19 protein-coding genes and 3 pseudogenes are annotated in these 19127 nt (G+C 68.9%); 12 read left to right on the top strand and 10 right to left on the bottom strand.

Annotated elements, in window-relative coordinates:
* Positions 1 to 35 precede the first annotated feature (35 nt).
* A complete protein-coding gene (locus AC07BF_RS11840) occupies positions 36 to 2042 on the bottom strand; it encodes a ricin-type beta-trefoil lectin domain protein (protein ID WP_363628761.1) in 2007 nt (668 codons plus the stop codon).
* Positions 2043 to 2347: 305 nt separating this feature from the next.
* Here AC07BF_RS11840 and AC07BF_RS11835 point away from each other — a divergent pair, with 305 nt between their 5' ends.
* Positions 2348 to 2596, top strand: a complete 249-nt coding sequence (locus AC07BF_RS11835) for a hypothetical protein (RefSeq protein ID WP_363582878.1) — start codon at positions 2348 to 2350, stop codon at positions 2594 to 2596.
* Between the two features lie 34 nt (positions 2597 to 2630).
* On the opposite strand, the gene AC07BF_RS11830 is transcribed toward AC07BF_RS11835, so the two are convergent.
* Entirely contained in the window at positions 2631 to 3683 is a 1053-nt protein-coding gene (locus tag AC07BF_RS11830) for a HEAT repeat domain-containing protein (RefSeq protein ID WP_363582876.1), read from the bottom strand.
* A gap of 428 nt (positions 3684 to 4111) precedes the next feature.
* Between AC07BF_RS11830 and AC07BF_RS11825 the strand changes: the two genes are divergently transcribed.
* The gene (locus tag AC07BF_RS11825) at positions 4112 to 4834 is read left to right on the top strand and encodes a hypothetical protein (RefSeq protein ID WP_400805684.1); all 723 of its coding nucleotides are present in this window, start codon (positions 4112 to 4114) and stop codon (positions 4832 to 4834) included.
* 75 nt (positions 4835 to 4909) lie between these two features.
* Positions 4910 to 5899: a sterol desaturase family protein gene (locus AC07BF_RS11820; protein ID WP_478316926.1), complete on the top strand. Its 990-nt coding sequence runs from the start codon at positions 4910 to 4912 to the stop codon at positions 5897 to 5899.
* 386 nt (positions 5900 to 6285) lie between these two features.
* On the opposite strand, the gene AC07BF_RS11815 is transcribed toward AC07BF_RS11820, so the two are convergent.
* Positions 6286 to 7137 carry a LysR family transcriptional regulator gene (locus AC07BF_RS11815; RefSeq protein ID WP_363618904.1) on the bottom strand — a complete coding sequence of 284 codons (852 nt, stop codon included), beginning with the start codon at positions 7135 to 7137 and terminating at the stop codon, positions 6286 to 6288.
* Between the two features lie 94 nt (positions 7138 to 7231).
* Between AC07BF_RS11815 and AC07BF_RS11810 the strand changes: the two genes are divergently transcribed.
* Entirely contained in the window at positions 7232 to 7963 is a 732-nt protein-coding gene (locus AC07BF_RS11810) for an SDR family NAD(P)-dependent oxidoreductase (protein ID WP_363582868.1), read from the top strand.
* A 103-nt stretch (positions 7964 to 8066) separates the two neighbouring features.
* On the opposite strand, the pseudogene AC07BF_RS11805 reads toward AC07BF_RS11810, so the two are convergent.
* Positions 8067 to 8605 (bottom strand): annotated as a pseudogene (locus AC07BF_RS11805) (hypothetical protein); the annotation flags it as partial.
* 135 nt (positions 8606 to 8740) lie between these two features.
* Here AC07BF_RS11805 and AC07BF_RS11800 point away from each other — a divergent pair.
* Positions 8741 to 9196, top strand: a complete 456-nt coding sequence (locus AC07BF_RS11800) for a hypothetical protein (protein WP_363582866.1) — start codon at positions 8741 to 8743, stop codon at positions 9194 to 9196.
* Positions 9197 to 9249: 53 nt separating this feature from the next.
* On the opposite strand, the gene AC07BF_RS11795 is transcribed toward AC07BF_RS11800, so the two are convergent.
* Positions 9250 to 9441 (bottom strand): DUF397 domain-containing protein, encoded by a 192-nt coding sequence (locus AC07BF_RS11795; RefSeq protein WP_363628755.1) that lies wholly within the window; start codon positions 9439 to 9441, stop codon positions 9250 to 9252.
* Between the two features lie 150 nt (positions 9442 to 9591).
* On the opposite strand from AC07BF_RS11795, the gene AC07BF_RS11790 reads away from it, so the two are divergent.
* On the top strand, positions 9592 to 9969 hold the full coding sequence (locus AC07BF_RS11790) for a nuclear transport factor 2 family protein (protein WP_363582862.1): 378 nt from the start codon (positions 9592 to 9594) through the stop codon (positions 9967 to 9969).
* A 72-nt stretch (positions 9970 to 10041) separates the two neighbouring features.
* Here AC07BF_RS11790 and AC07BF_RS11785 read toward each other — a convergent pair.
* A pseudogene (locus AC07BF_RS11785) lies at positions 10042 to 10191 on the bottom strand (IS630 family transposase); the annotation flags it as partial.
* A gap of 76 nt (positions 10192 to 10267) precedes the next feature.
* Here AC07BF_RS11785 and AC07BF_RS11780 point away from each other — a divergent pair.
* Positions 10268 to 10357 (top strand): annotated as a pseudogene (locus AC07BF_RS11780) (transposase); the annotation flags it as partial.
* Between the two features lie 296 nt (positions 10358 to 10653).
* Positions 10654 to 11160 (top strand): DUF6624 domain-containing protein, encoded by a 507-nt coding sequence (locus AC07BF_RS11775; protein ID WP_363582861.1) that lies wholly within the window; start codon positions 10654 to 10656, stop codon positions 11158 to 11160.
* Between the two features lie 53 nt (positions 11161 to 11213).
* On the opposite strand, the gene AC07BF_RS11770 is transcribed toward AC07BF_RS11775, so the two are convergent.
* The 3 genes from AC07BF_RS11770 to AC07BF_RS11760 form a co-directional block, all read right to left on the bottom strand.
* Positions 11214 to 11405, bottom strand: coding sequence for a DUF397 domain-containing protein (locus tag AC07BF_RS11770; protein ID WP_363582859.1), 192 nt, complete (start codon positions 11403 to 11405; stop codon positions 11214 to 11216).
* A gap of 65 nt (positions 11406 to 11470) precedes the next feature.
* Positions 11471 to 11662, bottom strand: coding sequence for a DUF397 domain-containing protein (locus AC07BF_RS11765; protein WP_363582857.1), 192 nt, complete (start codon positions 11660 to 11662; stop codon positions 11471 to 11473).
* Positions 11655 to 12518, bottom strand: coding sequence for a helix-turn-helix domain-containing protein (locus tag AC07BF_RS11760; protein ID WP_363582855.1), 864 nt, complete (start codon positions 12516 to 12518; stop codon positions 11655 to 11657). The genes AC07BF_RS11765 and AC07BF_RS11760 overlap by 8 nt, the downstream gene beginning before the upstream one ends.
* Positions 12519 to 12739: 221 nt before the next feature.
* Here AC07BF_RS11760 and AC07BF_RS11755 point away from each other — a divergent pair, with 221 nt between their 5' ends.
* The 4 genes from AC07BF_RS11755 (at position 12740) to dnaE (ending at position 18179) form a co-directional block, all read left to right on the top strand.
* Positions 12740 to 13099, top strand: coding sequence for an ATP-binding protein (locus tag AC07BF_RS11755; RefSeq protein WP_363582853.1), 360 nt, complete (start codon positions 12740 to 12742; stop codon positions 13097 to 13099).
* Positions 13099 to 13365, top strand: coding sequence for a hypothetical protein (locus tag AC07BF_RS11750; protein ID WP_159398403.1), 267 nt, complete (start codon positions 13099 to 13101; stop codon positions 13363 to 13365). The genes AC07BF_RS11755 and AC07BF_RS11750 overlap by 1 nt, the downstream gene beginning before the upstream one ends.
* 160 nt (positions 13366 to 13525) lie before the next feature.
* On the top strand, positions 13526 to 14506 hold the full coding sequence (locus AC07BF_RS11745; protein WP_363582851.1) for a hypothetical protein: 981 nt from the start codon (positions 13526 to 13528) through the stop codon (positions 14504 to 14506).
* 139 nt (positions 14507 to 14645) lie between these two features.
* The gene (dnaE, locus tag AC07BF_RS11740) at positions 14646 to 18179 is read left to right on the top strand and encodes a DNA polymerase III subunit alpha (RefSeq protein ID WP_363582849.1); all 3534 of its coding nucleotides are present in this window, start codon (positions 14646 to 14648) and stop codon (positions 18177 to 18179) included.
* A 39-nt stretch (positions 18180 to 18218) separates the two neighbouring features.
* Here dnaE and AC07BF_RS11735 read toward each other — a convergent pair whose 3' ends face one another.
* Positions 18219 to 19106 (bottom strand): LysR family transcriptional regulator, encoded by an 888-nt coding sequence (locus AC07BF_RS11735; protein WP_350885762.1) that lies wholly within the window; start codon positions 19104 to 19106, stop codon positions 18219 to 18221.
* Between the last annotated feature and the right edge of the window lie 21 nt (positions 19107 to 19127).

The raw sequence follows: 19127 nt of genomic DNA, 5'->3' as shown, positions 1-19127 counted from the left end.
GCCTGGCCTGATACGGGCCGGCCTGGCCTGGTCGGTCAGAGGAGCTGGAAGGACCACTCCTGCTTCCAGCCGCCCTCACAGCTCCACACCCCGAGCTGCTTGAAGTCGGAGTCGTGGGTGAGGCAGTCGTCGTCGCCGATCTGGATCCGGTACTTGCCGTTGCCGAGGCCGACGAACTCCCACTTCTGGTTGGAGGTGTTGCCCCACGCCTGCTGCTCGGCGACGTAGGTCTCGGGGTTCTCGGTGAGGTTGTACCCGAGGTCGTTGACGATCCGGTAGCGGTCCCCGCCCAGCGGCTTGATCGTCCAGGTGGACCCCTTGTACCCCAGGATCCCGCCCACGATCGGGGCGCCCCAGGTCGAGGTCTCGGTGGGGGCCGAGGCGCCCAGGCCGTTGGAGAGCTTCAGGAACAGCGGCCGCTCGGTCGGGACGGTCGGCTTGGTGTCCGGCTTCGGGTCCGGCTTCGGCTTGGGGTCCGGCTTGGGCTTGGGGTCCGGCTTCGTCGGGTTGGTCGGATCGGTCGGGGTGATCACGCCGCCGGACGCGGACTCCAGAACCCACGCCTGCTGCCAGCCCGACTTGCACGTCCACACGCCGAGCTGCTTGAAGTCGGCGTCGTGGGCGAGGCAGTCGTCGTCGGAGATCCGGATCTGGTACTTGCCGTTGCCGACTCCGACGAGCTCCCACTTCTGCTTCGAGGAGTTGCTCCACGGCTGGAGTTCGGCCATGTAGTTGCTGTTCTCGGTGAGTTCCAGCCCGTACGAGCTGGTGATCCGGTAGCGACCGCCGCCGACCGGGGTGAGCTTCCACTTGGACTCGTTGCCACCCCGGATCCCGGCGACGACCGACGCGCCGGCGGAGCCGTTGACCGGGACGGCACCCAGGCCGTTGTCGAGCTTCAGGGTCACGTCGGCGCCGTTGCTGCCGCCGCCTCCGCCGGGCGTGGGCGGGTTGGTGGTCGGCGGGGTGCCGCCCCAGGCCCAGTTCTGGTTGGGCGCGTCCCGCTTGTCCTCGGAGCCGCAGGCCCAGGCCGCCACGGTGCTGCCGTTGGCGGTCTGGCCGTTGAAGTCGTCGATGCAGACGTCCTTGGACCGGTCGTCCATGTCCGCCATGTGCCGGAAACCGCCGCTGGCCGACATGTTCCAGCGCTGACCGGGGATCTCCAGGCAGTCCCAGACCTGGAGCTTGGTCCCGTTCGCGGTCTTGTTGGCCTCCAGGTCGAGGCACTTGCCGTTGGCGGCCTGGAGCTTGTACCCGTTGTAGGTCCACTTCTGGGCGTCGCTGCCGTTGCACTCCCACATCTGCACGGGGGTGCCGTTCGCGTTGCCGTTGCCGTTGACGTCCAGGCAGGCGTGGTAGCCGGGGCTGGAGTCGGGGGTCAGGCTGCCGGTCCTGGTGCCGTAGCCGGACCGCGCGGGGAAGTGGATGGTGCGCACGTCGCCGTCGCACTTGTAGGGCCGTGCGGTGCCCGCCCGGCAGGTCCACGGCTCCTTCTTGACGGTGTCGCCGTCATTGCCGATGAACGCCCAGTTCATGTAACCGCCGTCGCCGCGGTTGCGGATGGTCGAGTCCCCCTGGAAGACCCAGATCCGGAATATGTCGTAGCCGGAGGGCTCCTTCTTCTCCTTGTCCATGAAATGGTTGAGCTTGTAGGTGGTGTCGATCAACACCCCCTTCATGTCGGACTTGTACTCGTTCTTGAACCACTCGGTGTCATACAGGTCGGTGCCCACGGTCTTGAACACCATGACGTTGAACCCGGGAAACTTCGCGCTCAACTTCGACGCGGTGCTCTGGGTGAACTCCGCGTTGTCCAGCTTGTTGAGGTTGGCGGCGTTGCGCATGAGCCTGATCGTGTCGAAGGCGGAGCCGATCAGCGCGGTCATGCAGTTGCCGCCGCCCACCGAGGCCGGGGTTCCGCAGGTCTTGTCCGCGTGGAGGGGTGACTCCGCGGCCTGGGCCTGCACGGTCAGGCCGGCGACCCCGGCGACTGCGGCGATTCCGCAGGCCAGAGCGCGTTTGAGGCGGGACAGGGGTTTCATGTCAGATCCATCTTTCTACTCGGCAAAGATGGATCGTAGACATCGGAATCCTCCGCCCCGCGACTCCATACGGAATCCATATGGCGAGATCGAGAGTCTTGACGCCTTTTTACGCCACCCCGGCCGGTGGGTTTTCGGATGAACCCGAATGCCGGATGACCCGTCAACCGGCTTCCGGTGGCGGAGGTGGAGTTCGGGGCATCAGGACATCGGGCGCCACCTGTCGGTGGGCAGAGTCTAGGGTGGGAGCCGCGGCCACGCCGGTGATCACCGGTGGCCGCAGCGGGGTTGCTGTAGCCCGTGTCATGACGACGAACGTGGATACCGAAGGTTGGAGGACCCGCGAAGTGTCAGCATCGCCAGAGTTCCGTGGCTTCGACTTGGTGCGGCGTGGTTACGAACGCCAGCAGGTCGACCTCTATCTCAGGGCCCTGTCCGAAGCCGGTTCGCCGCCACCCCCGCCGGCGTTCGAGATCGTGCGGCGGGGCTACGACCGTGAGCAGGTCGACGCGCGCATCGCGGACCTCCTGAGCGGCAGGGGCACCAAGGGCTAGACCCGAAGTCTCGGCTCCCGAAAGGGGCGAGGTGTCAGTCGGGCTGGATTCTCGGCAGGTCGGTCGAGACCAGTTCGGCAGCGCGCGCGGGGTCGCCGTCCGCGCGGGTGAGCAGCGCCTCGATGTCGTAGCCCGTCGGCTCCGAGGCGGCGTGGATGTCGAGGGAGCGGCCCCAGCCGCAGCGTTCCATCGAGACGGCGGCGTCCAGGTCGGGGCGGAGCCGGTGGAGCGTGCAGACCAGTTCCCAGGCGAAGGCGTCGAGGCGGGCCCGCCGGACCGGGTTGCAGGCGTTCACGGCGTCGGTGGTCCAGTCGTCTCCGGGCTCGTACTCCGGGAGGGGCGGCAGGAGTTCGGGGTCGTCCGTGATCGGCTCCGCGCTGAACGTGAGGGCGTGTGCGCCCTCGGGGCTGCCGATCAGTTCGGCGAGGAGCGGGACGACGCGGGGGTCGTGCCGACTGGCCAGTCCGTGGATCGCTTCCATGCGGGTCTCGTCGTGCTCGTCGGCCGTCCGCGCCCAGAGCGCGGCCCGGATCGCGGGGCTGTCCGCCGCGGACTGGACGCCGAGGGTGAACGTCGCCCAGTCGCGGACGTGCGGGTTCTGGTCCTGGGTCAGCCTGATGAGGGTGTGGATGTCCGGCCCGTCCGGCAGGCCGGTGAGGACCTCCGCGAACGAGCGGGCCACCCCCTCGCGGACCTCGGCGTCAGGATGCCCGGCGAGGGCGACGAGGACGGGGACGGCGCGCGGGTCGTGCGTCTGCTCGATCGCGCGCGCCAGGGCCCGCAGCACGTGGTCGTCGGTCTCCCGCTGCGCGAGGGCGACCAGTGCGGTGGCCGTCCCGGCGCGGGTTGCCTCGTGGTGATAGCTGGTGTCGCGCAGCAGGTCGCAGCCCGCTGTGCGCTCGATCGGATCGGTCGAACCGATCAGCTCCAGGCCGAGCGGCAGCGCCGCCTCGTCGGCGGCCGCCCGCCACAGCAGCGGTGAGTACTCGTTCCAGCCGTCGTGGTCGTCCGGATCGTCCGAGGCGGTGATGGCGCGCATTGCCGACAGTGCCCGCGTGACCAGTTCCGCCACGGTGTCCGTTTCCATGCGGGCATTCTGGTGCACGAAACCGCGAGTGCGCGCGGGAATTGTCGGCCCGACCGCGCTTCCGGTCCACGGACGCGTCGACGCCGGCGGGCGTGTGCGGGTGTCGCAGGTGCCCTCGGGAAGGATCTTGACGTGGTCATGAGCAGGGGTGATCATAGCGGAGCGCCGCGCAACGCCGATGTGCAAGAAGGTCGTTGAAGGCGCTCGGCCTGGGTCGTCAGGGGATTTCCCGGACAGGGCCCATCCCTTTCGAAGGGTCGGCGGTGCGGAAGCCGGCCGGCTGCGGAGTCGGCCTTGACGAAAGGGAGTTGGTGGACGTTACGAGGTTGTGGGTCCGTTGGTGCCGATCCGTTCGCTCGGTCGCGGCCTTCCCGGTGAGATGGTTCGGCCATGGCCGGGCTCCGGCCGCCGCCCCTCCGGTGGCGCCGATGCTGCTTGCCGCCGCCCGGAACAACTCGTCCTGGTGCGAGGCGATGTGTCGGGCGCACGGGTTCTCCGGAGAGATCTCCGACGTCGCGTGGGTGAATCTGAAGAAGAGTCTCACGTACTACCCGAACCTGGTGATCCTGAGCCCGTCGATGTCCGGCTCGGAGGTTCTCGACGTACTGCGGGAGGCGCCGCTGGGGCCGCTTTTCGTCAAGGACAGTTTCGCCAACGCCGACCTCCTCCCGGGGAACTATCGCATTCTCATCGAGGCGGAGTGGATCCACCGGCCGGCCGCAGCCGCGGCCCCGGCGCAGGTGGCGTCACGGGACGGCGCCGACCAGCGGTGGCGGCGTATCACCGGCACCGATGAGCTGCGGACGTGGGAGCGGGCATGGGCGGGCGGCGACACGTCGGTGAACACGTTCCCCGAAACCCTTCTGCTCGATGACGGCGTGATCTTCCTCGGGGGATTCTCGGGCGACGGCCTGGTGGCGGGAGCCGTGCTCCACCTGAGCCATGGTGTGGCGGGGGTGTCGAACGTCTTCGGACCCTCGGGGGAATCTTCCCGGACATGGGCCGGTCTCATCTCCTGTGCTCACGAAGAGGCACCGGGAATCGACCTGGTCGGGTACGAGCGGGACGCGGAGCTGGCGGCTGCCGAGGCAAACGGATTCTCGCCGTTGGGGCCGGTCCGGATATGGCAGCAGATCCCCGGAAGCCAGTAGATACCTGCCCGTCCCGCGCGGAGGGGTGCAGAAGAAGCCTGAAGAAGTCCGAAGAAGTCCACGGGGAGATCAGGAATGAATTCAACGACGGAAACAGAACTCGGCGGCGCGCGGAGAACCCTGCGTTTCACCATCCGCTATCTCAGCTATCCGATCCTCATGGTGCTGACACTCGGGGCATCCATCACCCTGGTCGACACCTCGTTCCCGCAGTGGGCCATCGTGCCGATGGTCACCCTCTTCGCCTCGGTGTACGTGGCCGTCCTGGAGCGGGTCCAGCCGTTCTACGAGGGCTGGAACCGCTCGCGCAAGGACGTCGTCTCGGACGCCACCTCCAGTCTGGTGGCCCTGCTGGTGGTCGCCCGGCTGATCGAGCCGCTGTTCCTCTCGGTCCTGTTCGCCGGATCCGTCCTGCTTTCCGAAGAGCTGGACAGCACATTGTGGCCGACGAGTTGGCCTCCCGTCGCCCAGGCCGCGCTGGCGCTCCTGGTGGGAGAGTTCTTCTACTACTGGATGCATCGCTGGATTCACGGTTCGCGGGTCTTCTGGCGCTTCCACGCGGTGCACCACAGCTCGGAGCGGCTCTACTGGCTCAACTCCGCCCGGTTCCACCCCATCGACTTCTTCCTCGACGACGTGGCGATCGTCTTCCCGCTGGCCCTGACCGGGTGGACGCTGCACAGCCTCTCCGGCCTGATCATCCTCCTCACCTTCTACAACTGCCACGGCGTCACCATGCACTCCAACATGGACGTCCGTCTGGGCCCGCTGAACTACCTGGTGCCCGGACCGGAAGGGCACCGTTGGCACCACTCCAGGGACCTGAGCGAAGCCAACAAGAACTTCGGCGGCAAGGTCGTCCTGTGGGATCTGCTGTTCGGGACCTTCTACCTGCCCGCTGACCGGATGCCGCCCGAGGACATCGGCCTGGCCGACCAGGTCCGGCTGCCGGACTCCTACCTCGGCCTGCTGCTGGCTCCCTTCCGCTGGTCCAAACTTCCGCTGCGCAAGGCCGAAGCGGCTTCCGGCGCCGTCCTGGTCGAGGAAAAGGCGGGCAGCGCCTGATCCCGCGGCGGGCGGCGCGTGAGCGGCACTGGGGAGCGGTGGTCGAACCCGCCGGCTTCGGCTGCTTGGCGGCGGGTGGTGGGTTGTTCCCCGTTGGTTGTTCGGCGCAGGAAGTCGGGCCGGCCGACTTCCTGCGCGTGGGGCGTCTCGCGATCCGTCACCTGTTCGGGGCCCCCGCAATGGCCGGTGCAAGAGGCCACTTGGGCCGGGGAAAACGCAACTTCGACAGGCGTCGCGGAGGCGGCTGCCTTCACCCCTGGTCCTCGGCGATCGCCCACGGTCGCACGGGAGTTCCACCGGCTGGGACTTCCGCTGGTCGTGACGGCGATGTCCAGTGACGGTCGAGCCGGGCCACGACAGGTGGAACCCGGCCGGGCAGGTCGGAACTACCGGAGACGTGTCGCCGTCCGGACGAAGTCGGCGACGGCCCTGGACCGGCTGTGCGGTGGCCAGGCGATCACGGTGGTGACCTTCGGCGCGTCCAGCACGGGCACGGCCGCGAGGTCACCGTGCAGTCGGGCTCGGCACGACTCCGGTGAGACCGCGCAAGCCCGGCCGAGCGCGACGAGCTGCAACAGCTGCGCGTGGTCGCGGACCTGGGGGCCGGGGCCGGGTGGGTAGGTGCCGTCGGGGTTGGGCCAGCGTGGCAGGGGCAGGCCCGGCAGCCCGGTGATGTCGGCCATGTGCACGTGGTCCCGGGCGGTGAGCGGATGCCCGGCCGGCAGGACCACCACCTGGCCCTCCGTGCCGAGTTCTTCGGTGTGGAGCCTGGCCGTCGAGTCGAACGGCCGGTGCAGCAGCGCCACGTCGGCCCGGCCTTCGAGCAGAAATCGTGCCTGCTCGGCCGGTCCGCACAGGATGACGTCGACGGGGACCGCGCCGGGTTCGGCGGCGTACGCGTCGAGGAGTTCCGCCAGCAGTTCGCTGGACGCGCTGGCCTTCGTGACCAGGACCAGGCCGGGGCGGCCGGTGGGGGAAGCGGCGGCGCGGCGGGTCCGACGCTCGGCGGCGTCGACCGCCTCCAGGGCCGCCCGGCCCTCGACCAGCAGGACCGAGCCGGCCTCCGTCAGCGTGACGGTGCGGCTGGTCCGATCCAGCAGCGCTGCCCCGAGCCGTCGTTCGAGCTGCTGGATCGCCCGCGACAGCGGCGGTTGCGCGATCCCGAGGCGCTGCGCGGCGCGCCCGAAGTGCAGCTCTTCAGCGACGGCGACGAAGTAGCGCAGTTCCCGGGTCTCCATCCGGCCACGGTACTCCGGATCAATACCCAGACGGTATCGATTCCCACCCGATCGGTCTTGGACCCCGACCGGGGGCCGGCGGCAGCATGGCCCCATGAGCGAACGAACGACTGCGCTGGTCACCGGCGCGAACAAGGGAATCGGCTACGAGATTGCTGCGGGCCTGGGCGCCCTCGGCTGGAGCGTCGGCGTCGGCGCCCGCGACGACCAGCGCCGTGAGGCCGCGGTGGAGAGGCTGCGCGCCGCCGGCGTTGACGCGTTCGGCGTACCGCTGGACGTGACCGACGACGCGAGCGCGACCGCCGCCGCCCGGCTGATCGAGGAACGGGCCGGGCGCCTCGACGTGCTCGTCAACAACGCCGCCATCACCGGCGGCATGCCGCAGGAGCCCACCCGGGTCGACCCCGCCACCATCCGGACGGTCGTGGAGACCAACGTGATCGGCGTCATCCGCGTCACCAACGCGATGATGCCGCTGCTGCGCCGCTCCGCCTCACCGCGGATCGTGAACATGTCCAGCAGCGTCGGCTCCCTCACCCGCCAGTCAGGAGCCGCTGCCGAGCAGACGGCGGGTCCGGTGGCCGTGGCGTACGCGCCGTCGAAGACGTTCCTGAACGCCGTCACCCTCCAGTACGCCCGGGAGTTGAGCGGCACGAACATCCTGATCAACGCCGGCTGCCCCGGCTACGTCGCGACCGACCTCAACGGCTTCCGCGGCGTGCGCACCCCCGAACAGGGCGCGGCGATCGCGATCAAGCTCGCGACCCTGCCGGACGACGGCCCGACCGGCCAGTTCTTCGAGGACGCCGGCGTAGTGCCCTGGTGATGCGCACGGCGGCCTCACCCGCCGGGGTGAGGCCGCCTCGCCCGCGCCATCCGGGGCTCCGTTGGTTGTTCGGCACAGGAAGTCGGGCTGGCCGACTTCCTGCGTGATCGAAGGCGATCAGGGATCGCTTGACGGGTTGGCCGGTCTTGTCGTTGAACCAGATCGCGGCGGTGAGCGCCAGGACACACGCCAGGTGACGCTCGGTGAGGTCGTGCTCGAAGTCGTGGCCGTAGTAGTTCTTGTCGCCGATGATCGTCTGCCTCGGATGGGCGGCGACGACGTCGGGTGCGGCATCGAGCATGCCGTGCAGGGACTCGCGTTCGTCGGACTTCGCGCGGGTGAGTGCGAACAGGACCGGCAGTCCGCCCAGATCATGTGCTTGATCAGCTCGGATGCGTTGCGGAGCCGCTTGTTGTACCCGGACTGCTGGGGCAGGTGCGGGAACAGGCGGCGGAAGTCCGGCGAAGCCTTCAGCTGGTCGTCGATCCTTACGTGGAGCGCCGTTGCGAGGGTGTCCAATTCTGCCTTCGCACACCTACATTGGACGCCCTCGCGCCATCTCCGCAGACGATCCCTTGGACTCGGTTGGCGTGCGGTCAGTCGGGTGTCGGCGACTGTCCGGTCGAAGCCGAGGTTCTCCATCCCCCCTGCGGGGGATTTGAGTTGGACCTTGCGCATGATTCGGCGGGGCGGACCGCGGGACAGCATGGGGCCATGGTCACGTTTGGGACACCGACAGCCGCTGCGGCCTCCGAGAGTCAGTCTCCTGCCCGTTGGGTGGTCCGAGTCGCGCACATTGCGGCACTCACCGCGGTGCCGTCCGGGATCTGGCGGATCGCGATGGGGGTCGGCATACCGGTGGGATTCAACACCACGGGATTGGACATCCCCGGCTGGTTCAGCGCCATGTGCATCGCGATGAGCTTGGGTACCGAAGGGCTCACATTGCTCACCCTTGGGCTGGTCAAGCCCTGGGGCGAGGTGGTGCCGGGCTGGATCCCGCTGATCGGAGGGAAGCGTGTCGCGCCGCTGGCGGCGGTGATTCCGGCGTTGCTCGGCGCGGCCGTTCTGATGCTGTTGACGATCCCCCGGGCGGGCGGCTTCGGAGGGGCACAGGGAGCCCCGACCGGGGCGGCGCTCGTCGTGATGGACGCCTGTTACGCCCCACTGCTGCTGTGGGGGCCGCTGCTCGCGGTCGTCACGATCTCCTACTACCGGCGGCGCCTGGACTGAGCAGGCGCAGTCAGCCTCGTTGCGGCCAACCCGGATCCCTTGGACTCATTCATCTAGACGTGGTGGTCGAACTCGCCGGCTTTGGCGGCCTGGAGGAAGGCGGCGAAGTGGGCGGGGGTGGTGGGGAGGGTGAGGTGGCCCTGGTCGGACTCGCGGAGTTCGACCAGACCGTCGGCGGTGCGGATCTCCACGCACTCGTTGTTCGCGGCGCTGTAGCTGGACTTTTGCCAGTTGGTGCCGGTCATCTGGGGCTCCGTTGGTTGTTCGGCGCAGGAAGTCGGGCTGGCCGACTTCCTGCGCTGTGGTGTGTCCAGTGCTGTGACCGGGATGGTCCGACGTGATCGGAAGGCGGCTCGCGGGGCGAGCGCACGCGCAACGGCTGGTATTACTGGGGCATGCAGGAAGAGACGGCACGCTCCGCGATCGACACGTTCATCTCCGCGTTCAACGCCTCGGACGACAGCTATGTGACTGCCCTGCTCTCCCAGGCCCTGACCTCAGACGTGGTCTTCTGGGGGCCGTTGGGGCGCAGCGAAGGAATCGCGGCGGTCGAGCAGTTCGTGCTGGACATCCGGCGCCACCCGGCGGGGGCCGGCACGATGGCGCGCTGCTCGGCGGTGGACATGCCTGGCGAGTGGGCCCGGTACCAGTGGGTCTTCACCACGCCGGATGGGGGCCCCCGCCTGGCGGGAACGGACGTCGTCCATCTGCGGCGGAGCCTCATCGACCAGGTCATCGTCTTCGCGGGGGAGATCGAGCCGTCCGCCTCCTGAGCCGTCCTTCTGCCGCTGTCCTTCTCGTGAACCTGTCTCTTTCGGCACTCCGGGGCCGCGGTTCGCGGTCGGTCAGGCTGCGGCGTCGAGGGGGCGTCCGCCCCAGCGGATGCCCTTCTCGCCGCGGATGCGGGCGCGTTCCTTGCGGTGGGCGGCGAGTACGTCGGGGTGGCGGGCGTTGGCGTTGCGCCGGCGCAGGTAGCGGTGCAGTGCCTGGGTTTGATGACAGGCCCAGCCACCGTGCCTCCAGCGGTCGAAGGGACGTCACCGCACATCCAACCGCCACGACCACGTCCGAACGGGAGTGCCCTGGCGTGATCTGCCCGAGCGTTTCGGGAGCTGGAAGACCGTTTACGAGCGGCATCGGCGCTGGTCCGCAGACGACCTGGGCAAAGTCCACCTGGCGGGGGAAGGCGGCTGCCGGCCGCTGGCCCTACTGATCACGCCGGGCCAGTGGATCGACTGAAGCACTTCCGCGCCGTCGCGGCGCGCTATGAGAAGCGCGCCTACGTCTTTCACGGGACTGTCGGTGTTGCGTCGATCCGGCTCCGGATCCGCGGATAGATCAAGTATCCCAACATTCGGACGCGTCTGTCACCGTCCTCCGGGAGGAGATTTTGTCATGATTTGCGCACCTAAGGTTGCGGATGACCAGCGAAAACCTCGATCTGACGTGGAGTAGGGATGGCATCCGACATCGCCGCAGTGGCCGCAGAGCTCACTGCCATGGTTGCGGCAGATCACCAGGCCGCGCGCCAGGCGAACAGCGATGACCCGGCGGAGCAGTTGGCGTGGCGCCGCTTGACCGCGCAGCACGCGGATCGTCTCGGCGAGATCATGGACGCGCACGGGTGGCCGACCGCGGAGCTGGTCGGCGAGGACGCCGCTCGGGCTGCGTGGCTGATCGCGCAGCACGCCGACCGTCAGCTCGACATTCAGCGGCGCGCGCTGGGGCTGATGGAGCAGGCGGTGGCCAGCGGTGCTGCCAGCCCGCGCGATCTCGCCTTCCTGCGTGATCGCACGCTTGTGAACGAAGGGCAGAAGCAGATCTACGGCACGCAGATCGCCGGCGTGAAGGACGGCTCGCCGATCCCGTGGCCCTGCGAGGATCCCGAGCACATGGACGAGCGCCGTGCAGAAGTCGGCATCCCGGCGTTCGCTGAGTACGTCGCTCAGTTCTCGCAGGCCTGAGTCGCTCTGGGCATTCGGCGGACCACGCTCGCGCCTGATCCGCCGGACAGGCCCTAGGCGTGGTGGTCGAACTCGCCGGATTTGGCGGCCTGGAGGAAGGCGGTGAAGTGGGCGGGGGTGGTGGGGATGATGAGGTGGCCCTGGTCGGACTCGCGGACTTCGACCAGGCCGTCGGCGGTGCGGATCTCCATGCACTCGTTGGAAGCCCCGCTGTAGCTGGACTTCTGCCAGTTGGTGTCGGTCATCTGGGGTCCCGTTGGTTGTTCGGCGCAGGAAGTCGGGTTGGCCGACTTCCTGCGCTGTGGTGTGTCTAGGCGTGGTGGTCGAACTCGCCGGTCTTGGCGGCTTGGAGGAAGGCGGCGAAGTGGGCGGGGGTGGTGGGGATGATGAGGTGGCCCTCGTCGGACTCGCGGACTTCGACCAAGCCGTCGATGGTGCGGACCTCGACACACTCATTGGTCGCGCCGCTGTAGCTGGACTTCTGCCACTTCGACTCAGGCATAGCTGTCTTCCACTTCTTTCTTGACTGATCGGATGAGGTCCCGCGACTTCTCCTCGGAGAGCGCAAGGGAGTCCATGCGAGCGAAGATCGCCCGATGTTTGGCCAGGTCTGCTGGGGACTCGAAGAACAGGACGCCTTGGGCGACATCCATCTGGACGGTATCCAACTCGGGAATGGGACCCTTCGCGAACGTGAGGTTCTCGGAGGCTCCAGGGAAGGTGGCGACAGCGAAGGGCACTACGCGGATTGAGATCCCGCTGTGCTCGGAGTCTTCGACGAGCGCGTCCAACTGCTCGGAGAGCACCTTGGGTCCGCCGAACTGCATTCGCAGCGCGGCTTCGTGGATGAATGCCTGAAGTGGAGTCTTGCCCGAGCGGACGATCTGCTGTCGTTGCACCCGGAACGCGGTTCGGACGTCGATGTCCGGGCGGGACAGCGGGGGATAGACCCGTGTGAAGACTGCGGAGGCGTAGGCGCCGGTCTGCAACAAGCCGGGGATGTAGGTGGTCGTACAGGTGGCGAGTGCTGTCGAGTAGCCTTCGATCTCCGCGACCTCGATAAAGTCCGTTGTCAGGACCTCGCGGTACTCCTCCCACCAGCCTCTCCCGCGCTCCGCGATTATTTCGGCGAGGGCGTCGATCAGTGGGCGGTTGGCGCAGTTGCAGGCTGCGGCGATGATGCTGAGGCGGTCGACACTGATGCCGATCCGTCCAGATTCCATCTGGGTTACCTGGGCTGGACTCATGCCGACGATACGGCCGAGTTCTGAGCCGCCGTAGCCAGCCTGCTCGCGCATCCTCCGTAGCTCGGTGCCAAGCCTGCGCTGGCGGAGTGTCGGGTTGGAGCGTGGAGGCATGGGTTCCTTCCGAAGGTGCAGTCCGGCCAAGTGTGCCGCGCTCGTCGAGCGCCGGTCCACCAGTTACCACCATAGGGGGAACTTCCCGAGAGTGTAGAAATTTGGATACTCAGCTGCGCTATGGTCAATGTCACAGCGATCCGACGGACCGTCAGTGGTGCTCGCTGGCCAGCGTGTCCGCCGTTTCCTCTCCTTCACCATCACGCCTCGGGAGAACTCCCATGCGTCACCTCAACACGCCCTCGCTCGCCATCGCCCGCCAGTCCCTCCGGGACGCGATGGGTCGTTGCGGGTACTCGCCCTCGGCCACTGCGGACGCCGAACTCGCGCTCGTCGAAATGCTCGTGAACGCCTGGCGGCACGGCGGCACCCCCGCGCCGCTCGTCCTCATCCTCGCCGTCGGCCCCACCCTCCGGGTGTCCGTCAGCGACGAGAGCCCGGACCTCCCCAAGAAGCAGGAGCCGGCACCCCTCGCCCAGTCCGGTCGGGGCCTCCAACTCATCGAAGGACTCACCCACCGCTGGGGCGTGGACCCCCAGGAACGCGGCAAAATGGTGTGGTTCGAGCTGGACGCCGCCTGATGTCCTTCCCCCTCCCGCGCCGTCGCCCCATGCTGCCGACCGACCCCCGGATCCGGCACTACACCGACGACCACATCCACACGCTCCTCGCCGAAGTCCAGGAGCGTGGCCGGAGGTTCGGCCTGATCTGGCCCTCGGCCACCACCGACAAGACCATCGACGGCCGCATCCTCGTCCGCTTCAACGCCGCCCCCGCCTCCACTCTCCTCAACCTCCTCTCCCTCCTCCTCGCCGCCGAACGAGGCGACGACTCGTGCGTTTCCTGATCGCCACCGCCTTCGCCGTCCTCCTCGCCCTGGCGATCGCCACCGTCGTCCTGGGCGTCATCACCGCCCTCCGCGCGACCCCGCCCGACGACACCTAACCCCCACCCCCACCCCCAGCCCCCGCCGCCCAGCCGTCGGGGGCTGAGGGACGATTGGGCACGTGGCACAGCGGAGATACGAGTACGCCCCGGCAGGCACCCTGCCCGGGCTGTTGCAGCGCGGCCGGGGCCTGGGCGCGCGGATGGCGGCGGAGGACCCGGCGGCAGCCGCCGACCTGGTCTACGGGTGCATCCGCTGGGACTGGCGCTGGGACCGGCAGGTGGACGACCGGCACCTCTACCTGGCGCGGCTCGTCCGGGACCTGGAACTGCCGGTCGGACCGATCGTCGAACTGCTGACCGGGGACGAGGACACCTGCCTGCGGGCCACCGGAGTCCTGGAGCTGCTGGCGCTCGGCGGCTCCGCCGAGGCCCGGGACGCACTCCGCACCCACGTCCGCGAGGGCGAGCACCGGGTGGCCGTCCTGGAGTCGGTGGCCGTGGTCTGGCCGCCCCAGTGGTGGGAGGACCTGGCGGCCGGGCAGGACGTCCGTGACGGGCAGGACGTACGCCGGCGGCGTGGCCCCCGCGGCTCGACGGACCCGGCCCCCGAGCGGGACAGCGCGAGCCCGCCCGCCCTGCTGCCGGAGCACGGCGGCGGCGCGAGTGATCCGTCCATGGCGACGGGCGAGCTGGAGCGGCAGTGGGCGGCCCAGGAGTGGTGCGGCCCGATGCGCACCGCCCGGGGCCTGGCCCGGTTCGGCCCCGAAGCGGCCGGGGCCGCGTCGCTGCTGCGCCGCTTCTGGCTGTGGACGCCGCACTCCTCCGAGCGCCCCGCCTACCTGGAGGCACTGGCCGCCGTCGCCCCCGCCGGGCTGGCCGAGGTGTACACCGAGTGCCTCTGGGACTGCGAGGCCGACGCCCGCCTCCTGGCCGTCGCGCACGCCCCCGACCGCCCCCACGTCCGGGAACGCCTCGCCCACCTGCGGGACGACCCGATGGAGGTACCGGAGGTCCGCGAGGCCGCCGGGGCGCGACTCGCCGGGCTGAGCTCGGGAGGCTCCGAGCCGGAGGGAGCCGCCTCCGAAGGGGAGCTAGAGTAGACGCGTGAACGTGTGAGTGATGGTCCGGACCCCACGAGGTGGTCCGGGCCACATCCGTTTCCAGGCACCTTCCGTGACCTGCGCGTACCTGCGCGTTCGCCGGCCCACCAGACCCGCACTCGCCTCCGGAGGCCCCGCCTTGAGCGATCAGCCGTTCGCGCATCTGCACGTCCACACCGAGTACTCGATGCTGGACGGTGCCGCCCGGCTGAAGCAGATGTTCAAGGAGGTCGAGCGGCTGGGCCAGACCCACGTCGCGATGACCGACCACGGGAACATGTACGGCGCCGCCGAGTTCCACAAGCAGGCGACCGCCGCCGGGATCACCCCGGTGATCGGCATCGAGGCGTACGTCGCGCCGGAGTCCCGCTCCAACACCAAGCGCATCCTGTGGGGCCAGCCGCACCAGAAGCGGGACGACGTCTCCGCCTCCGGCGCCTACACCCACAAGACCATCTGGGCCCGTAACAAGGAGGGCCTGCACAACCTCTTCAAGCTGACCTCGCGCTCCTACGCCGAGGGCTGGCTGGTGAAGTGGCCCCGGATGGACAAGGAGCTGATCTCCGACCTGTCCGGCGGCCTGATGGCCACCACCGGCTGCCCGTCCGGCGAGGTGCAGACCCGGCTGCGCCTGGGCCAGTTCGACGAGGCGGTGAAGTCGGCCGCCGACTACCAGGACATCTTCGGCAAGGAGAACTACTTCCTGGAGCTGATGGACCACGGCCTCGACATCGAGAAGCGGGTCCGCGACGGGCTGCTGGAGATCAGCAAGAAGCTGAACATCCCCCCGGTCGTCACCAACGACTCGCACTACACCACCGAGGCCGACGCCGGGGCGCACGACCTGCTGCTCTGCGTGCAGACCGGCAAGAACCTCTCCGACCCGGACCGCTTCCGCTTCGACGGCACCGGCTACTACATCAAGTCGGCCGCCGAGATGTACGCCCTGGACTCCTCGGACGCCTGGCAGGAGGGCTGCCGCAACAGCCAGCTCCTCGTCGCCTCCCGGGTCGACACCGAGGGCATGTTCAAGTTCCGCAACCTCATGCCGCGCTTCCCGATCCCGGAGGGCTTCGAGTCCGAGGCGGACTTCTTCAAGTCCCAGGTGTGGAAGGGCATGGACTGGCGCTTCCCGGGCGGGTACGACGAGGAGCACAAGAAGCTCGCCGAGTACGAGATGGACACCATCATCCAGATGGGGTTCCCGGCGTACTTCCTCGTGGTCGCCGACTTCATCATGTGGGCCAAGGAGCAGGGCATCGCGGTGGGCCCCGGCCGTGGTTCGGCGGCCGGCTCGCTGGTCGCGTACGCGATGGGCATCACCGACCTCGACCCCATCCCGCACGGCCTGATCTTCGAGCGCTTCCTCAACCCCGAGCGCATCTCCATGCCCGATGTCGACATCGACTTCGACGAGCGCCGGCGCGGTGACGTGATCCGGTACGTGACCGAGAAGTGGGGATCCGACAAGGTCGCCATGATCGTCACGTACGGCACCATCAAGGCGAAGGCCGCCATCAAGGACTCCTCGCGCGTCCTCGGCTACCCGTACGCGATGGGCGACCGGATCACCAAGGCGATGCCGCCGGACGTGATGGGCAAGGGCATCCCGCTGTCCGGCATCACGGACAGCAGCCACCCGCGCTACAGCGAGGCCGGCGAGATCCGGGGGCTGTACGAGACCGACCCGGACGTGAAGAAGGTCATCGACACCGCGCGCGGCATCGAGGGCCTGATCCGCCAGCCCGGCGTGCACGCGGCCGGCGTCATCATGTCCGCCGAGCCGCTGACCGACCACATCCCGGTCTGGACCCGGCACACCGACGGCGTCACCATCACGCAGTTCGACTACCCCACCTGCGAGGGCCTCGGCCTTCTCAAGATGGACTTCCTCGGCCTGCGCAACCTGACGATCATGGACGACGCCGTCAAGGCGATCGAGAAGAACAAGGGCATCAAGATCAACCTGCTTGATCTGCCCCTGGACGACAAGCCGACCTACGAACTGCTGGCGCGCGGCGACACGCTCGGCGTCTTCCAGCTCGACGGCGGCCCCATGCGCTCGCTGCTGCGGCTGATGAAGCCCGACAACTTCGAAGACATCTCCGCCGTCCTCGCGCTGTACCGACCGGGCCCGATGGGCGTCAACTCGCACACCAACTACGCGCTGCGCAAGAACGGCCAGCAGGAGATCACCCCGATCCACCCGGAGCTGGAGAAGCCCCTGGAGGAGATCCTCAAGCCGACGTACGGCCTGATCGTCTACCAGGAGCAGGTGCAGAAGGCCGCCCAGATCCTCGCCGGCTACTCGCTCGGCCAGGCCGACCTGCTGCGCCGGGCCATGGGCAAGAAGAAGAAGGAGATCCTGGAGGCCGAGTTCGTGCCCTTCCAGAAGGGCTGCCGGGACCACGGCTACTCGGACGCGGCGATCCAGGCGGTGTGGGACGTCCTGGTCCCCTTCTCCGGCTACGCGTTCAACAAGGCGCACACCGCCGGGTACGGGCTGGTCTCGTACTGGACGGCCTACCTCAAGGCGAACTACCCGGCCGAGTACATGTCCGGCCTGCTGACGTCCGTCAAGGACGACAAGGACAAGTCGGCGATCTACCTCAACGAGTGCCGCAAGATGGGCATCCAGGTGCTGCCGCCGGACGTCAACGAGTCGGACTCGGACTTCACCCCGCACGGTGACACGCTCGTCCGGTTCGGCCTCACCGCGATCCGCAACGTCGGCGGCCCCGTCGTCGACTCGATGATCCGCACCCGCAAGTCGAAGGGGAAGTTCAGCTCCTTCCCGGACTTCCTCGACAAGGTGGAGTCGGTGGTCTGCAACAAGCGGACCGTCGAATCGCTGATCAAGGCGGGCTCCTTCGACTCGCTCGGGCACACCCGCAAGGGCCTCAGCGCGCAGTTCGAGCCGATGATCGACAACGTCGTCGGGGTCAAGCGCAAGGAGGCCGAGGGCCAGTTCGACCTGTTCGGCGGGGACGCCGTCTCCGACGAGCCCAGCTTCGGCCTCGACGTCGTCTTCTCCGAGGAGGAGTGGGAGAAGTCCTTCCTGCTCACCCAGGAGCGCGAGATGCTCGGCCTGTACGTCTCCTCGCACCCGCTGCACGGCATCGAGCACGTGCTCGCCGACAAGGCGGACTGCGCGGTGGCCGACCTCGCCGAACGGCCCGACGGCACCATCGTCACCATCGGCGGCATCATCTCGGGCCTCCAGCGCAAGATGACCAAGCAGGGCAACGCCTGGGCGATCGCGACCGTCGAGGACCTCGCGGGCTCGATCGACTGCATGTTCTTCCCCGCCAGCTACCAGCTGGTCTCGGCCCAACTCGTCGAGGACGCCGTGGTGTTCGTGCGCGGCAAGCTGGACAAGCGGGAGGACGTGCCGCGACTGATGGGGATGGAGCTGTCCGTCCCGGACCTGTCGAACGCGCACGCCGAGGCGCCGATCGTCATCAACATCCCGAGCGTGAAGATCACCCCGCCGCTGATCGCCCGGCTCGGCGAGGTGCTGGGCAGCCACCGGGGCACCACGGAGGTCCGGGTGCGGCTGGAGGGCCGGAACAAGACGACCGTGCTGCGGCTGGACCGGCACCGGGTGAAGTCGGACCCGGCGCTGTTCGGGGACCTCAAGCAGCTGCTCGGGCCGAGCTGCCTGGCGGGCTGAGCCGGTGACCGATCCCCCCGGGGGTGCGCCCCCGGGGGATCAGCCGTGCCCGCCCAGGCCCGGGGGGACGGCCGTGTGCAGGGCGGAGACGAAGGCCGAGATGGCCGGGTGCGAGCCGGCGCCCGCGCGGAAGGCTGCCCGGGTGCGGCGGTACATCGGCAGCCGGGTGAGGACCACGCCGGGCGGGGGCTGCGCGGCGCCCAGCTGCGGGACCAGGGCCACGCCCTGGCCGGCCGCCACCAGGGCCAGGACGGTCGCGAAGTCGTCGATCTGGTGCCGGATCCGGGGCGCGAACCCGGCGGACTCGCAGGCCCGGACGGCCATGCTGTGGCAGAGCGTGCCCGGCGGGGCCATGATCCACGGCGCGCCGCGCTGCTCGGCGACGGTGCCCGGGGCGCGGGCCGCCAGGTACATCGGCTCGGTGAACACCGGACGGGTCACCGCCAGGCCCGGCTCCGGATCGGCCGGGACCAGGTCGTACTCGTGGACCAGCGCGACGTCCAGCTCGCCCGCGCGCAGTGCCGCCGCGACGCCCGCCGGATCCACCTCGGTCACCATCGGCTCCAGGCCCGGATGCCAGGCGGCCAGCTCGCCCAGCACCGCCGGGATGATCGCGCGGGCCGCCGACGGATAGGTGCCGATCCGCAGGGGGCCGGCCAAGCCCCGCCGGGCGTGGGCGAGTTCGGCGCCCGCCTGCTCCAGCAGGGCGAGCACCGCCTCGGCGTGCCGGACGAGGTTGCGCCCGGCCGGAGTGAGCGCGACCCGCCGCCCGGTGCGCTCCAGCAGCGGGACGCCCGCCTCCTTCTCCAGGACGGACAGCTGCTGGGACACCGCCGAAGGGCTGAAGGAGAGCGCCTCGGCGACGGCGGCGATGGTGCCGAGGTGGGCGAGTTCGCGCAGCAGGCGCAGGCGTCGGACGTCGAGCATCGGCTCAGCTTACGAGAAGCA

It is taken from the genome of Kitasatospora sp. NPDC043950 (genome assembly GCF_056435345.1).
The sequence above is the reverse complement of the archived record's forward strand: the minus strand, read 5'-3'. Positions and strand labels throughout refer to the sequence as shown.